Annotated in this window: 13 protein-coding genes, 1 tRNA gene and 1 pseudogene; 7 read left to right on the plus strand and 8 right to left on the minus strand. The window is 60.7% G+C overall.

From position 1 onward, the window contains the following. Positions 1–64: 64 nt before the first annotated feature. From AC1AX7_RS00045 to AC1AX7_RS00065, 5 genes and pseudogenes are all read left to right on the plus strand, one after another. The gene (locus AC1AX7_RS00045) at positions 65–430 is read left to right on the plus strand and encodes a hypothetical protein (RefSeq protein ID WP_476508076.1); all 366 of its coding nucleotides are present in this window, start codon (positions 65–67) and stop codon (positions 428–430) included. 38 nt (positions 431–468) lie between these two features. Further along, positions 469–1,194 (plus strand): FtsK/SpoIIIE domain-containing protein, encoded by a 726-nt coding sequence (locus AC1AX7_RS00050; RefSeq protein ID WP_476508077.1) that lies wholly within the window; start codon positions 469–471, stop codon positions 1,192–1,194. Beyond that, positions 1,191–1,775: pseudogene (locus AC1AX7_RS00055) on the plus strand (protein rep); the annotation flags it as partial. The gene AC1AX7_RS00050 and the pseudogene AC1AX7_RS00055, both read left to right, overlap by 4 nt. Positions 1,776–1,811: 36 nt before the next feature. Further along, positions 1,812–2,345 (plus strand): hypothetical protein, encoded by a 534-nt coding sequence (locus AC1AX7_RS00060; protein WP_476508411.1) that lies wholly within the window; start codon positions 1,812–1,814, stop codon positions 2,343–2,345. 404 nt (positions 2,346–2,749) lie between these two features. After that, positions 2,750–3,217, plus strand: coding sequence for a hypothetical protein (locus tag AC1AX7_RS00065; protein WP_476508078.1), 468 nt, complete (start codon positions 2,750–2,752; stop codon positions 3,215–3,217). Positions 3,218–3,251: 34 nt separating this feature from the next. On the opposite strand, the gene AC1AX7_RS00070 is transcribed toward AC1AX7_RS00065, so the two are convergent. Then, complete coding sequence (locus AC1AX7_RS00070; RefSeq protein WP_476508079.1) at positions 3,252–4,520, minus strand: tyrosine-type recombinase/integrase; 1,269 nt, start codon at positions 4,518–4,520, stop codon at positions 3,252–3,254. Between the two features lie 45 nt (positions 4,521–4,565). Between AC1AX7_RS00070 and AC1AX7_RS00075 the strand changes: the two genes are divergently transcribed. Next, positions 4,566–4,772, plus strand: coding sequence for a helix-turn-helix domain-containing protein (locus AC1AX7_RS00075; protein WP_476508080.1), 207 nt, complete (start codon positions 4,566–4,568; stop codon positions 4,770–4,772). 95 nt (positions 4,773–4,867) lie between these two features. On the opposite strand, the gene AC1AX7_RS00080 is transcribed toward AC1AX7_RS00075, so the two are convergent. Beyond that, positions 4,868–4,941 (minus strand) — tRNA-Pro (locus AC1AX7_RS00080). 190 nt (positions 4,942–5,131) lie between these two features. Between AC1AX7_RS00080 and AC1AX7_RS00085 the strand changes: the two genes are divergently transcribed. After that, positions 5,132–6,325, plus strand: coding sequence for an ABC transporter permease (locus AC1AX7_RS00085; protein WP_476508081.1), 1,194 nt, complete (start codon positions 5,132–5,134; stop codon positions 6,323–6,325). 107 nt (positions 6,326–6,432) lie between these two features. Here AC1AX7_RS00085 and glgX read toward each other — a convergent pair whose 3' ends face one another. From glgX to AC1AX7_RS00115, 6 genes are all read right to left on the minus strand, one after another. Further along, positions 6,433–8,556 carry a glycogen debranching protein GlgX gene (gene glgX / locus AC1AX7_RS00090; protein WP_476508082.1) on the minus strand — a complete coding sequence of 708 codons (2,124 nt, stop codon included), beginning with the start codon at positions 8,554–8,556 and terminating at the stop codon, positions 6,433–6,435. Positions 8,557–8,600: 44 nt separating this feature from the next. After that, entirely contained in the window at positions 8,601–9,242 is a 642-nt protein-coding gene (locus AC1AX7_RS00095) for an NUDIX hydrolase (RefSeq protein ID WP_476508375.1), read from the minus strand. A gap of 71 nt (positions 9,243–9,313) precedes the next feature. After that, a complete protein-coding gene (locus AC1AX7_RS00100) occupies positions 9,314–10,222 on the minus strand; it encodes a Nif3-like dinuclear metal center hexameric protein (RefSeq protein ID WP_476508083.1) in 909 nt (302 codons plus the stop codon). 75 nt (positions 10,223–10,297) lie between these two features. Then, a complete protein-coding gene (gene polA / locus AC1AX7_RS00105; protein WP_476508084.1) occupies positions 10,298–13,168 on the minus strand; it encodes a DNA polymerase I in 2,871 nt (956 codons plus the stop codon). Further along, a complete protein-coding gene (locus AC1AX7_RS00110) occupies positions 13,158–13,934 on the minus strand; it encodes an ANTAR domain-containing response regulator (protein ID WP_476508085.1) in 777 nt (258 codons plus the stop codon). The genes polA and AC1AX7_RS00110 overlap by 11 nt, the downstream gene beginning before the upstream one ends. 197 nt (positions 13,935–14,131) lie before the next feature. Next, positions 14,132–15,970 (minus strand): glycoside hydrolase family protein, encoded by a 1,839-nt coding sequence (locus AC1AX7_RS00115; RefSeq protein WP_476508086.1) that lies wholly within the window; start codon positions 15,968–15,970, stop codon positions 14,132–14,134. Between the last annotated feature and the right edge of the window lie 21 nt (positions 15,971–15,991).

A 15,991-nucleotide genomic window follows, 5' to 3' on the forward strand; every position in this document is an offset into this window, starting at 1 on the left:
ACCACATAGATAGAGGACATCAGTCGTTTTGGCTGATGCCCTCTATCTGTAAAGGAGAGATGCCATGAATCAAATCATCGACAATCCGATCTATCTGCTGCCGATCGTCATACCCTTGATAATCGTTGGCATTGTGATCGCACGCGCCGCGTACGAAACCCGCGAAAACCATGAGACCATATGCTCGCTGCTGCGGATTAAGCCCGAGGCCCGTCACATGGTACGTGTCACGTACGGGCCCGGCCTGCCCTGCACGCTGGGCTACGCCCGCACCATCCGCATCCATGTGCCCGACAAGCTGATTCCGCATATCGTCACCCCCGAGGATGCGGTCGAGATGGGCGTGACACTGATGCGGTCACTCGACATGGATGACGCGCAATCGTCCAAGCATCGCGCCCGATACCGTGATTGGACGCTGACGCGATGATGCATCGTGTTTCGCCCCCGCCGTCCGGCCATGGGATCATGTGGTACCGCAATGCGCTGGACGGCGGGATTATTGCCATCCCGCCCGGCATGCATACGTTCGTCGCGGGCATGACCGGTTCAGGCAAAAGCCGGCTGATCGGTCAGATAATCATTAATCTGCTGCCCGATATCCTCCATGGAACAGCCGTCCTGTTCGGTGTCGATTTGAAGGATGGCGTTGAACTCGGCCCGTGGCGGCGTTGGATGCAGGACCTAGCCGACGAGCCGGACAAGGTCTCTCCCCTGCTCAGCCAAATCGACCAGATTCGCAGGGAACGCAATCAGGCGTTGCGTGAGCAAAAACGGACCAAGGTCGATATCGGCGCTGATACGCCCCTAATTGTGCTGATCATAGATGAGATGGCTGAGCTGGGCGGCGCGGTCGGTAAGGAGGATCGGGCTCGACAGGAGCAATGCCAACGCCTGCTTGACCGGATCCTACGATTAGGCAGGAGCGCGGGAATCACGATAATCGGAGCGTCGCAGGACCCGCGAAAAGAAGCCACGCCCCTGCGCGACAGGTTTCCCAACCGTATCGCGCTGGCCTTGAATTCCCGCGCGGAAACGGTCATGATGATGGGCGAAGACGCTGTCAGGGACGGCTGCACACCGCACACCATCCCGACGGATATGCCTGGCACGGGATACTGGCACGATGCCATGCGTCGGCAGGCGGTACGTTTTCGCACCGTTGACTCCCATGGGCTGGAGGGTTTTAAATGACCATCCGGACAGACGAACAACGAGAGGCACGTCGCAGATCTGATGACCTGCGTCGCTGGCGCGAGGATCAATACGCACGCCGATCCCGGTCGCAGGCGTGGCTGTTGGATCGTGCTTCCGGCGGGAGCGGACGATTGAAGTCATGGCAGTTGCGAGACCTGCCGAGACCAGCACGCTGCGGCTGGCCATTGACAGGGACCAGCATCCGACTGCGCAACGGTAAGGCCTATATAGCGGGCGCGGAACATTGCGCCAATCCATGGTGCTGTCCGATCTGCACGCCAATCATCCGCACGCGACGGGCAAGGGATCTACGGACCGCGGTCGAACGGTGGATGGCCGTCGAGGGGCATGGCCTGTGGTTTGCCACATTGACTATTCCCCACGGTAAAACGGATCCGCTCGACGAGCTGCTGCCTCTCGTCTCGGCCGCGTGGTCGCGTATGCGCGGATCGCAGGCATGGAGGCGCTATGCCCGGGACTATGCGATTGAACATTATGTGCGGGCCGCGGAAATCACATGGTCAGCCCGGCATGGATGGCATCCCCACCTGCACATCCTCCTGTTCACCGCCAGTCACACGCTCCCGGACCGTAAACAAATCACGGAGATGTGGGTGGCGAACCTGCACGCCATCGATCCCGCGAGGAAAGCTCCTTCCAAACGTCACGGCGTGCTACTGGAGGAGGTTGACGGGAAAACCATGATCGCCGACTATCTGGTCAAGCCGCCGGACAGACGCAGGGACATCGCGTCCGAAATCATCCGAGGCGACCGCAAGTCGTCACGGAGCAATGACGGAATCAATCCCCTCCAACTCCTGGACGATGACGTGACTGGCGAACTCGGCATGGACACGGCAAAACGCCTGTGGATCGAATACGTGGACGCGACCAGACGCCGACGCACAATCACCTGGAGCCGGCACCTGCGGCATGATATGGGCATCACCGGCGACGAGCCTACCGACGAGCAGATCATCCGACAATCCGTACACGGCGTACCTGTCTTGCCGTTGACCGTCGATCAGTACCGCATGCTGCGCACATCGCCATCAATCTATGCTTTTGCATTGCAACATATCGAGAACGGCGAAGTGCCCATCGCCGTACAAGTCATCGAGGAATGCACCGCACCGGCGCGCAATTAGTCGCGTATTAGTTACCGAGCCGCCCCCTTGCCGGCTAACGCCGGCCGGGGGCTCGCCCGCGCTTACGCGCGGGCATACACCAGTATCCGACAATCCCACCATCCGCGGGCGGAACGACGACGTTTTTGACAGCGACAGGATACGGAGCGGGCACGGCCCGCCGTTGATAGGGGCGTCCGGCATCGAGGCCGGACGACTATCTCTCCCCATACTCTTTGCCGGCCGACGGCCGGCGTGGTTTTCCCGTTCCTCGCACGTTCCAGCCTGATCCGGTCGGTGTGGTCATGCAAATCGCCGCACGCGGAGTCTTCTCCCGACCGTCGTTTTGCATGACCACACCGACCGGATCCTGCGAAGCGTGCCGAGGAACGGCAAAAAACAAAGTCACAGGATAGGAGATCTCAATGAGCGATATCAACATCACCATCAACAACATCTGGCACGATTTGCAGAATCCAGAACGAGCAAGCCTGGCAGACCTGGCGGAAACCATCAACCACAGCTACGCGATACGTGACGCAGTACTGCTATCCACGGTTGACGACACTCTGGATAGGGACACGTTCATCCGCATCGTCAAAGATCCGCACGGGACAAAGGACGAAATGGACAACCGCTTGACCCGCGCCTACCATCATCCCGACAGCATCCCTCGAATCCGGGTGCAGCGCATTGCAGACGGGCTTGCCGAGGAGGGCGCACGCCGGCATCTGGCGCATCCGCTGGCATCCGCGGCCTACCTGCACTGGGTACTTGGGGACTACCAAATCGCAGTAGACCTTGCCAACGCCGCACTGAGCGTTGACGCAAATACGTCACTTGCATCGCTTGTGATATCGGCAATCTGCCACGGCATCAGCTGGGGCAGGTAACGTAATTAACCGCGTTTATGTACGTACGTACGTACTAAAGCAGGATCTCTTTGTTGATGGCGGCCGCGACCTCGCCGGTCCTGCTGGGCCACAGGTCCGCGTACGTGTCCAATGTTTCCGCCGCGGATGCATGGCCCATGACCGCCTGCAAGGTCTTCACATCCGCACCGGCCTTGATCGCCAAGCTTGCATACGTGTGCCTCAGCGAGTGTATCGTCAACCCGTCGATGTCATCCATGCCCGCGGCCCGCAATGCCGGAGACCAGACCCGGTTGCGCCAGTTCTGCACGGTCTGCATGCCTCCGCGCGGCGCGCGGATGAGGTATTCGTCCGATCCGTGCCCGTCGATCAGTCGTATGATTCCCGGTCGTAGTCCGTCGGGGATCGGCACTGTGCGGGACCGGTTGCCTTTGGGCGTGGTTTCAAGCGTCCGGTTGCCCACGTCTACGGACTGGGTCTTCGTGATCGATATCGCCATCCGGTCAAGATCCACATCGCCGCATCGCAATGCAAGCAGCTCACCGATGCGTACCCCGGTATAGGCCAACAGGTATACGGCGATGGCATTGTCGTCACTCATCTCGTCGGCGATGGCTTTGACCTCGATGGGGGTCAGATAGATGCGCCGGTGTACGGGCAGGGCCCGTGGCAGTTTCACTCGATCGACGGGATTGGCCGTCAGCCATCCGTTCGATACGGCGAGATCCAGTACGGCTTTGAACACGATTTTCACGATCGAACGGATGGATTTCGGGGCCAACGGTCTTGCCTGGCCGATTTTCGCGTCACGGACGGCATCGCCGGAAACGAGCTGCGCCACCCACCGCTGTATGGCTGCCGTGCCGATACGTCCCAAGGGCACCATGCCCCAGCGCGGAAGCACCCAGATCCGCAACTCACGCAGGTAACGGGCCTCCGTGGACTGTTTGATGCTCCCCCGCAGTCCCGCGATCCAGATTTCGGCGACCTCGCCAAAGGTACGTTCGGAATCCTTGGGATTCACGTATTTCGCGGACCTGATGTCGTCCTCCAAGCCGGCCCGGAACTCATCCGCCTTGCGGTAATCCCTGAAATTCCTGCGGTGACGTTCACCGTCCGCCATCCAGTACACGGTCCATCTGGATCCCTTGCCGAACACGCTGGTCCGGAACTCAACCGGGACCTTTGCCTTCTCGGGATCACCCGTGTGCATTGATAACGCACGCTTCATCGCCGCAGAAGGAGCCACGCGCACCTTCGAGCCGTCATCCAACGTCTTCACCGCATCGGTCAGCCACCGATCGTTAATCCAACTCCTAGCCATGACCGTCACCTATGCGCCCAGACGCGCGCCGCATAGAAGTACGACGTGAAGAACAACAACGCCAACACCGGATATAGCCTGCTCACCCCCAAGCAGACCGCCGAGCAGCTCAACATCCCCGTCTCGACGCTCTCACGTTGGCGTAGCGAACGTCGCGAGCTGCCGTACGTGACCGTCGGCAGGCTCATACGATACCGGCAGACCGACATCGACCGATGGGTCGACGACAATACCGTCAACCCAGTCGAATGATTTAATATAATTCCCGCAATGTACCCGAAATGTACCCGATGGCATTTCACCCGAAAAGCAGAAGGGCGGAAATCGTTGATTTTCCGCCCTTTTTGTCGGGCTGACAGGATTTGAACCTGCGACATCCTGCTCCCAAAGCAGGCGCGCTACCAAACTGCGCTACAGCCCGTCGTGCATACCCGTGGAACGGGCGATGAACACAAGTAGACAGTATAACGCATATTTTCTCCGCGACAAGCCGAAATCATATTTTTCCCGAAGAAGAGAATCCCCCCCCGCTTCATCGCCACTCCAGCAATCCCTCGCAGCAACTGCACTACAATTGGCCGTATTCTTTAATGTCCGGCAAAGGAGGGTGCGTGGGACGTCATCAACGTGCGGAAACGGCCGGCCTGATCTCGTTTTTCATTTGCGCCTGCGTCGGCGAAGCCGCAATAGTCATCTATCTGAAGACCGCGCCCGCCATCTGGCAGCTGATGCAACGCCGGTTCATGGTGAGCGCCGGCATCGTGGCGGCCTGCGGCGTCGTATCGTTCTGCGTCGGATATATGCAGCGTTCCCGTTCGCTGAATCTGAAGCGCGGCTGGCTTGTTCCTCTGCGTCGAGTGTTTGAGACGCTCGCCCTGTCTGCGGTGTATGCGGCGACGTTGTTTCTGTCGGTGTTCGCTTTGCTCAATGCCGTCAATGAAATGATGGGAAGCGAACTGTTCATCAATTATCTGCCTGCGGTATGCGCGGGCTGCGCCGGCGTGACCGGCTACATGACGCTGGTGCAGGCGAAAATGATGAACGCGAAGACGCTGGCGGCGCTGCTGCCGTTTTTCGTGGTTGCGGGAGTGTGTACGGCCGGTTTGACGACGGACGATCCGAATTGGTATCACAACAACTTTTCGCAATTGGGTGACAGCACCACATTCGCCGCGACGATGTTCAATGCGACGCTGGTCATGTGCGGCGTCTGTGTGATCATCGTCAGCTACTTTTCCGTGTCGGAACTGATCACGACGGAACGCCTGCGCCGTATGCAATTGCATCATGACCGCAGCGAGACGAATCACGGTTTTGAGATCTCCCATTTCATGCTTCGCATGCTGCTGCTGTCGATTCTGCTGACGCTTGCGGGACTGGCGTTCATGGGAATCGGCATGTTCCGTTACACGCCGCATAAGATCGTGCACAATATGTTCGCCAAAAGCCTGCCCGTTGTGATGGCGGCGCTGTTTTTGTCGCTTCCCTGGCTGGCGCCGCGCCTGTCGAAGGCGATGATGGCGATTTCGGATATCGGCGGCCTCGTCTGCGCGGGATTCTGGATCAACATGATGCTCGGCAATGATACGTTGACGAATGTGGAGGCTTTGGCCGGCTTCATGTTTTTGGGCTGGTTCATCGTTTTTTCACGACAGATCGCCGCGATCGAATCAGATCGCGTGCAGACGCAGTTGGCGATGGTGCAATCGTATAACGCCAACGTCGAGCGCATGCTCGATTCGGACGGCGACGGACTGTTGGACGGCAACGGACTATTGGAATCACGCCTGTCGTCCAATAAATGAAATCACGAATGCATGAATATGATTGCGGGCCGCGCCTCCTTTGAAGGATCGCACGGCCCGCAGCCGCATTCCGCGGCGTGTTACGCCGCGTCACGCATCATGCCATATCATTTGTCGTCGTCGCTGATCAGCATCATGAAGCTGCGCGCCTGCGCGGTGATCATGAAACCGGCCTCATAGTTGAGTTCCGGTCCCTTCGGATTATGCGTGTCGACGATCAGACGCCATTTTCTGCCGTAGCGTTCGTCCGGCAGGGTGAACATCAGCGGCTCGTAGTGGGCGTTGAAGATCAGCAGGAAGTCGTTGTCGATCATCTTGTTGCCGTACCAGTCGACTTCCGGAATGTCGGAACCGTTCAGGTAGATCATCACGGAGAAGGCGTGCGTGTTCTGCCAGTCGGCCATATCCATGATGGAACCGGTGTGGTCCATCCATTCGACCTGTGGAATGACCGAAGCGTCGTCCCCCTGCTTTCGCCCGGTGAAGAAGCGGCGGCGATGCAGCACCGGATGTTCCAGCCTCAGATGGATGAGCTTGGACACGAAGTCGAACATGTCCTGCTGTTCTTCGCTCAGGTCCCAATGCGTCCAGGAGATCTCGTTGTCCTGGCAGTAGGCGTTGTTGTTGCCCTGCTGCGTGCGGCACACCTCGTCGCCGCCGCAGATCATCGGAATGCCCTGGCTGAGCAGCAGCGTCGAGAACATGTTGCGCATCTGCTGGAAGCGCAGGTTGTTGACGTCGCTGATGGTGGTGGGGCCTTCCACGCCGCAGTTCCATGAACGGTTGTTGCTTTCGCCGTCGCGGTTGCCTTCGCCGTTGGCCATGTTGTGCTTGTCGTTGTAGCTGACCAGATCGTTCATCGTGAAGCCGTCGTGCGCGGTGATGAAGTTCACGGAGGCGACCGGACGCCGCCCGTTCATCTGATACAGGTCCGAGCTGCCCATGAGACGGCTGGCGAATTCCGGCAGCGTGGACGGCAGCGAACGCCAGAAGTCGCGCACGCAATCGCGGAAGCGGCCGTTCCATTCGGACCAGCTTGACGGGAAGCCGCCGACCTGGTAGCCGCCGGAGCCCAGATCCCATGGTTCGGCGATGAGTTTGACGCGGCTGATGACCGGATCCTGTTCGACGATGTCGAAGAACGCGGACAGCTTGTCGACTTCCTGGAACTGGCGGGCGAGGGTCGCGGCCAGATCGAATCGGAAGCCGTCCACATGCATTTCCGTCACCCAGTAGCGCAGGCTGTCGGTGATGAGCTGCAATGCGTGCGGCGAGCGCATGAGCAGGGAGTTGCCCGTGCCGGTGGTGTCGAAGTAGTGCTGACGGTCGTTGTCGACCAGTCGATAGTAGGACTGGTTGTCGATGCCTCTGAAGCTTAGGGTCGGGCCGCGGTCGTTGCCTTCGGCTGTATGGTTGTACACCACGTCGAGGATGACTTCCATGCCGGCCTGATGGTAGGCCTTCACCATGGATTTGAATTCGTTGACCTGTTCGCCGCGCTGGCCTGAACTGGAGTAGGCGTTGTGCGGCGCGAAGAAGCCTATGGTGTTGTAGCCCCAGTAGTTGCTCAGGCCTTTGTCCTGCAGGAAGCTGTCGTTGACGAACTGGTGGATCGGCATGAGTTCGATGGCGGTTACGCCGAGCTTCTTCAGGTATTCGATGACCGTCGGGTATGCCAGGCCCGCGTAGGTGCCGCGGATGTCCGGGGGCACTTCCTTGTTGAGGTTGGTCATGCCGCGCACATGCGCTTCGTAGATCACCGAATCGTGGTATGGGATGTTGGGGTGTCTGTCGGCCCCCCAATCGAAGTACGGGTTGATCACGGCGGCTTTCATGGTGTGCGCCGACGAATCGAGCGTGTTCATGTCGTTGTTGTCGTACGGGTTGCGGAACCAATACGAGAAGAGGCTTTCATCGCCGTCGATATTGCCTTCGATGGCTTTCGCGTACGGGTCGAGAAGCAGTTTGTTCGGGTTGCAGCGCAGACCGTTCGCCGGATCGTACGGACCGTATACGCGATATCCGTATCGTTGCCCCGGTTGCAATCCTGGCAGGTAGTTGTGCCATACGTATGAGTTCTGCTCCGTCATCTCGACGCGTGTCTCATTGTCGTTCTCGTCGAACAGGCACAATTCGACCTTCTGGGCGACTTGGGAGAACAAAGCGAAGTTCACACCGGCGCCATCATAGCTTGCGCCAAGCGGGTACATAGAGCCAGGTCTGATCTGCATAGTTTCCAGTATCTCACGAATCGAGGTAAAACACGGTTTCTTGTCTAGTCAATCGTTGGACCGCCCGCATGCAGCCCTTGCAGTCGGCGCAGCGCCTCATGCTGCACGGCCAGCCAGGAGTTCGATGACGTGATGCGTGTATGGATGAGCATCCGCCATGGCAGCCACGCCGATTGCACGTGTTCGTCGGCGTCGAAACGACGTTCCGCCGCATGCCATGCATCAAGGTGGATGACCATGATGTGGGCCAGTTCGTCGCACATGCCTTCCGACGAGTAGAACCCGCCGATATAGTCCACATGACAGGATTCGGGCGTGTCCGGCACGATGCCGGTCTCCTCCTGCAGTTCACGCAATGCGGCCTGCATGACGGTCTCGCCGTCGTCCATCAATCCGGCGGGCAGCCCGTAGGCGAACAGGTCGGAGCCGGCACGATATTCACGCTCCATGAGATACATGTCGTTCGCCGTGTCGTGCACGAGCATCACCACGCAAGGCGCGTGGCGCATCACCTGCCTGCGGACGATGAGCGAGCCGCCGCCTCGCTTCGGCAGCGCGATCCGTTCGTCGTCGACGTGGAACACCGCGCCACGATATACGGTTTCGGCGGATACCTTTTCGGCTTTGCCCGACATGTCCACGACGTCGCCCGACGCCGCGAGACGCCGCCGCACGTCTGCCGCCATCACGCCATGATCCGCCGGCGCATGCGCGGCGTCGCATATCGTGTTCCAGGAGCCCGCCGTCAGCGTTTCCATCATGCCATCCCCTGCCCCGGGCATGGGATGGAGAAGCTCCAGGGATCGGTGTTGCGGCGATTCCAATGCACGGTCGGACGTGTGCCGGTGGCCGCTTCGACGGCGTCCGGGATGTCGGTCTGCGCATAATGGAACCACAATGATTCGATGGCGCTGTGCGGCGTGTTGATGAAGGTCGGACGCACCGCGATGTCGCCTTGTCCCAGCATGACGCCGCCCGCACGCATGGCGGCCTCATATCTGGCCTGTTCGATGGCGTCGGTGACCGGATGATGGCGCAGGTCGCTGGTGACGTACACGTCCACGCCGGCGGCACGCACCTCATCGAATAATGAATCGCCGGAACCCGGCAATACGGCGACCGTGCGGACGAGCCCTTCCGGATCGCCGCAGATCTGAATCCCCAATTCCGTATGCGGCAGCACGGAGGCGACGCGGGCGGCGAAATCATGCAAGGTCATCGCCTCGGGCAGGCTGCCGACACGTCCCAGGCCGACGGAATGCGCCGCCGACGGATCGTCGATCGGCACAAGCGGCCGCTGATCGACCAGTCCGAACAGATCCGCGGCGGCCGTGCCGACGCCGCGATAGGACGCGTCGGCGTTCGTATGGCCCACCCAAAGCGCGCAGCCATGCTCATTCAGACGGCGCACGATTTCGCCGCGGAATCCCAAACCGGATACCGCATGGACGGAACGGAAGAACAGCGGATGATGAGTGACCAGCAGATCGGCGCCTTCGGCGATCGCCTCGTCGATGATGCGCATCGACGGATCGGCGGCGAATACGATATGCCGGACCTCATGGCGCAGATCGCCGACGATCAGGCCCGGCTCATCCCATTTTTCCGCGTACCGCAACGGATACAACGTTTCCAAAACGTCAACGACCTGCTTCAACGTGGCCATGACGGCTCCTTTCCATAACGTCGAAGCCGCGAACGGCGGCGCCATTCACGGCTTCATGCCGTCGCACGACGGCGATCAGTGCGCTGCAAGCTGCCAATCCGAGCCGATGCCGGTGGAAACGTCCAACGGCACGGCCATTTCGACGGCATGCTCCATCGCGTCCTTGACCAGTCGCGTGGCCTGCTGCGCCTCGCCCGGCGCGATTTCGACCACCAATTCATCATGGATCTGCAGAATGATGCGGCTGGCCATATTGCCGGCACGCAATGCGGCTTCGGCGCGGATCATCGCGATTTTCATGATATCCGCGGCGGATCCCTGAATCGGCGCGTTCAACGCGGCACGTTCGGCGGCCTCGCGCACTGCGCGATTCGGCGACTGCAGGCCGGGGAAATACCGGCGACGGCCGAACATCGTTTCGGTATAGCCTTTTTCGCGCGCGTCCGACACCAATGATTCCAAATACCGGTGGACCTTGCCGAACGTGGCGAAATACTTCTGCTTCAGCACTTCGGCGGCCTTCGGGGCGATCTTCAGCTGCTGCGCCAAACCGTACGTGCTCAAGCCGTAGGCCAAGCCGTAGCTCATCGCCTTCACGTGGCCGCGCTGGTCGGAGGTGATCTCGTCGACCGGAATCTGATAGACCAGGCTCGCCACATAGCGGTGGAAGTCGGCCCCGGACCTGAAGGCGTCGATCAGAGCCTCGTCACCGGAAAGTTCGGCCATGATGCGCAATTCCACCTGCGAATAGTCGGCGCTCAGCAGCGATTCATAGCCTTCGCCCGGCACGAATGCGGAACGGATCTCACGTCCTGCCGCATTGCGGTTCGGAATATTCTGCAGATTCGGATCGACGGAGCTCAAACGGCCCGTCGCGGCGACCGTCTGCTCGAAGGTCGTATGGATACGGCCGTCCCTGGGATTCGTCGCATCGATCAGCGTCTGCACGATCTGCTTGAGCTTGTTCGTCTCACGATGCCGCAGCAGCGCTCCCAGGAACTGGTTCGCGCGCTCGTTGTCGACGGATTTGACGTACAGGTCCTGCAAGGCGGCGGCGTTCGTCGTATACGAACCGCTTTTCGTGCGTTTCGTGGGTTTCAGGCCCATGTCTTCGAACAGCACTTTCTGCAGCTGCTTCGGGCTTTGCAGGTTCACTTGGGTGCCGGCGTTGTTCCAGGCGATCTCCTGAGCCTCATTCGCGTCGGCCGCGAACTGGTCGCGCATCTGCGTCAAGCGCAATTCGTCGACCTGCGCGCCGACACCTTCCATGCCGTGCAGCACTGCGGAAACCGGCAGTTCGATGGCGCGCAGCAGGCCGAATTGGGCGCGTTCGTCCAGCGAACGGGACAATTCGACGGCCAACGCGTCCACCATCGCGGCATGTTGCGCGGCGGCCTGCAATTCGGCGTCGTCATCGCGCCCCGCGTCATCCGGCGCATCGTCGAAATCGAGAAGCCCCTGCGTGGCCTCCTGCTTCCGCTCCTCTTCGAAATGCCACTTGAGGAAATGGCTGACGGCGTCCTGCAGCGTTTCAGCATGAAAATCCGGATGCACCAGATATCCGGCCAATTTGGTATCGAACAGCGGAACCGGCAGGTCGATGCCGATAGAGCCGAACAGATGGGACTGCTCTTTGAAGCCGTGCGTCACCATCGAATCATGATGTTCGTCGATAATCGTGCGCAACGTGTCCACCGTCGCATCGTCGAACGGAGCGGCCAGCACGACGGCCTTGCCCCGCGCATGCAGCGTCACCGTATGCAATTCGGCCCGGGCCGGTCGGCTGTCGCCTTCGGCGTAAAGCACCCATGATACGCCGACGGCCTGCGCGCTGAGCGCCTGATGGTCGATCCGTCCGGCGTCGATGCCGCAGGCAGGCTTGCACTGCGCATGATCATGCGAATCCGGCAAATGCCGCTGCGTCCACCGCTGCAGCGCGTCGGCGTCGGCAACGGAATCCAACCGCACATCCAACGGGTCGGTTTCCTCTTGTGCGGCGCCCTTTGCCGTGCCGGTAAGCTTGGGCTTCTCGCCGCCGTTGAAGGACTTCAGCACGCGGCTTTTCGTTCTGGCGCCGAATTCCAATTCGCCGAACAGATCGTTGACTTCGTCGGCGTGCAATTCGCCGAACGTCAGATCCTCGATCTCGATGCCCAGATCAAGGTCGCGCACCAACGCGTTCACCGAACGGTTCAGACGAACCTGATCGATGTTCGCGCGCAAGGCCTCGCCTTTTTTGCCGCCGATCTCATCGGCATGCTCGATGATGCCGTCAAGACCGCCGAATTGGTTGATCCACTTCGCGGCGAAGCCGTCGCCCACGCCGGGCACACCCGGAATATTGTCGGAGGTCTCTCCGCGCAACGCCGCCAGATCGGGGTACTGCCATGGTTTGACATGGTATTTCTCCTCGATGGCGTCCGGCGTCATGTGCTTCAGGTCTTTGAAATGATGTCCCGGGTACAGCACGGTGACGTTGTCGGTCACCAATTGGAAAGCGTCGCGGTCTCCGGACAGCACCAACGTATGGTAGCCGGCCTTCTCCCCCATCGTGGCGAGCGTGCCGATGACGTCGTCGCCTTCATAGCCGGGCTTTTCGATATAGGTGACGCCAAGCGCCTTGAGCATGCGCTGGATCAGCGGCAGCTGGGAAAGCAGCTCCTCGGGAGCGGCTTCGCGCGTTCCCTTGTATTCGGGCAGCATTTCGCTGCGGAACGTGCCGCCTTTGACGTCGAAGGCCACCGCCAGATGGTCGGGATGCTCCGCATCGATGACCTGGGCCAGCATTGAGGCGAATCCCCAGACCGCATTCGTGGCCTGACCGCTCTGCGTACTGAAATTCTCTACCGGCAAGGCAAAAAAAGCGCGGAACGCCAGCGAATGGCCGTCAACGACCAGCAACGTTCCGCGCGAAGCGCCTTCCGTATTCTGCGGATTAGCGTTCATCCTCTGCTTCCGACTTCTGCTCGCCGTACTTGGCGATGATGGCCATGGCCAAACGCTTCTTCGGAATGCGCTGGTCCATGGAGGTCTTCTGGATCCAACGGAACGCACCCTGTTCGGAGAAGTCCGCCTTATCCATCAGCAGGCCCTTGGCGCGATCGACGAGCTTGCGCTCTTCAAGGGTCTCCTCGACCTTCTTCAGCTGCTCTTCGGTCTTCTTCAACTGCTCTTCCGCGTCACGCAGCTTGGATTCGCTGCGCTCCACATTGTCGAGCAAGTCGTTGATCTCAGCGAAGCGCCCCATGGCGACCTCCAGGGCCGGAAGCAGCTTGGATTCCTCATACGGCTTGGTCACATACGCCATGGCGCCCGCGCCGGTGGCCTGCTTGACCAGATCCGGCTGCGAGAACGCGGTCAGCATCACAACGGGGGCGATGTTCTCGTCGCAGATGACGCCTGCCGCGGCGATGCCGTCCATGCGCGGCATCTTGACGTCCATGCACACCACGTCCGGACGATGCTTGCGGGTCAGTTCGACCGCCTCCTCGCCGTTGGCCGCCTCGCCGACGACCTCATAGCCGCCGTCCTCAAGCATTGCGACAAGATCCATACGGTTCACGGACTCGTCTTCCGCCACGACGACGGTGCGCTTGCGCGAACCCTGCGGCTTGACCTGATCGGCGTCGCCTCGGGCAACGGCCTTCAGCTCCTCCGCAGTCAGCACCTCCTCCGTTGCGTCGGCCTGATCCGTGGTCTTTTCTCCAGTCATGTCAGCCTCTTTCTATCCTTGCTTGTCTTCGGTTCCCGAATCCGATCCCCGGCATAAGCCCCATGTCATCCGGCGAATACATGCGCAACGACACAGCGCCGCCAAAATGACTCACTTATGGTACACGATACCGCGACAGACGCCGTGTCTCAACCACATCCGCAAAAACGACGCGCGCGCCCCGTCCGACGCAGCGGCTATCGGCACAGTGTCCTGACGCTGCAGGAGGCTTCCGCCTTCACCGTCAGGAAACCGTCGGCACGGGGATCGTCGACGAGCATGGCCCCGGCCGCTTCGCCGCCGTTTACGAACACTTCGATGACTCCGCGGTCGTAGAACACTTCGACCCGATGCACCGATTCGACGTCGACCGCGCAGGACAGGCAATCGGTGGGCGCCCCCTTGCTGAAGCAGCGCAACCGCCCGTCCTGACGGACGTCCATCTCCCACACCACGTCGCCGGTGTCCGCCATGACGACCGAGCAATCGCCCTCGGGGCGGATATCGGCGTAATAGGCGTTACCGGGCACGTTCCAGACGACGCCGCCATCGGTTTTCTCCGATGACGGCTCGTCGCCAAGCAGCAGGTCGTAGACTTCGCCGACCGGCCGCGCATAGAGGCGACCGTCACGGACATGCAGCTCGCGAGGCAGAGACATCGCTCCGTTGACGCCCTTTTCCGTCTCTTTGCGAACGCCGTACCAATCCGCCAGCCATCCGATGGCGATCCTACGTCCATCGTCGTTGCGGAACGATTGAACTGCGTAGAAGCTGTCGCCAAAATCACACCAGCCGGAACGTTCCACACTCAAACGTCCGGAATCGTCCATATCTCCCACGTACCAGCGGATCGGCTGGAAGCACCCGTTGGCCGTGCGGATGTGCATGATCGCGCCCACGGCCACCGCGCGACCGTCCAGCGGAAAGACGTCGGGGCATTCGTAGGTGCGCCCCTCCGCATAGCCGCGGTCGGAAAGCAGCGGCCCGGAATACACCCAGGCGTCATCCTTCAGGTCCGGCGTATCATTGCGGAACGCGACGATGGAAGGCACGCGATCGGGATCGGGACGGTCGGCCCCCGCGACCCCCAGGCTGTTCAGCGTGAACCAGCCGCCCTCGTTGTCGCAGGACGCACCGGCGCCTCCCGCGGGAGGGACCCGATCGGCCGGCAGATTCGTGGCGATTGCCATGATCGCGCCGCCGAAACCGGTTTCCACCTTCGCATCGCGGAAATCACGTCCGAAATCCTCGTCCTCGCGACGCACGACCACCATTTCCGGACCGACGGTCAAACCGTCGGTGCTCAGGCATGTGGTCTGGTATTCCTCCACCGATTCGGGGTGTCCCGGCCGCTCGAAATGACGGGTCAGATAGAACCGGATGGCCGCGGCCGCATCGCCGTCGCATGGATGCCCGTCGGCGTCGACGGTGATCGCGGACCCGGAGAAAGCGCCTCCCGCGATGCCTCGACGGGTGTGGAGCTCGCGCTGCGGCTCCAGGATGATGGGAAGATATGTCCAATGCACAAGGTCGCGGCTGACTGCATGCCCCCAGTGCATATTGTCCCAGCCCCAACCGTAGGGGTTGAACTGGTAGAACATGTGGTAACGGCCCTGGAACCGGCACAGGCCGTTCGGATCGTTCATCCAGTGTTCCGGCGGTTCGAAATGAACCGCGCAACGGCGGTGTGCCGTGGACTCCGATGCCCGGCCATCGGCGGCAGCAAGGCCTGTCGCGACGTCCAGCACCCGGATGCCGCGATCGATCAGATGCTCCCCGCCCGACAGATAGGCGAAGGGAGCGGTGCATCCCTCGATCGTCAGCGTGTATTCACGTTCGGGCGCGAGTTCGAACCGCACATGCTGCCGGAACAGATCGGCGTCCATGGTCCGCTCGGCCGCAACGCCGCCGCGGGAAGCCAGTCGGACCGATGGCTCCCTCTCCGCCGCTCGTTCCAGGAACAGATCGAGCCGCGTGTATCCGTCCGCGTCGAAGGCCACGCCGTTCGAATGCGTTGGCGCGATTGATGTCATCATGAATCCCTTCTTTGTCATTGA

Source organism: Bifidobacterium sp. LH_449 (assembly GCF_056356755.1).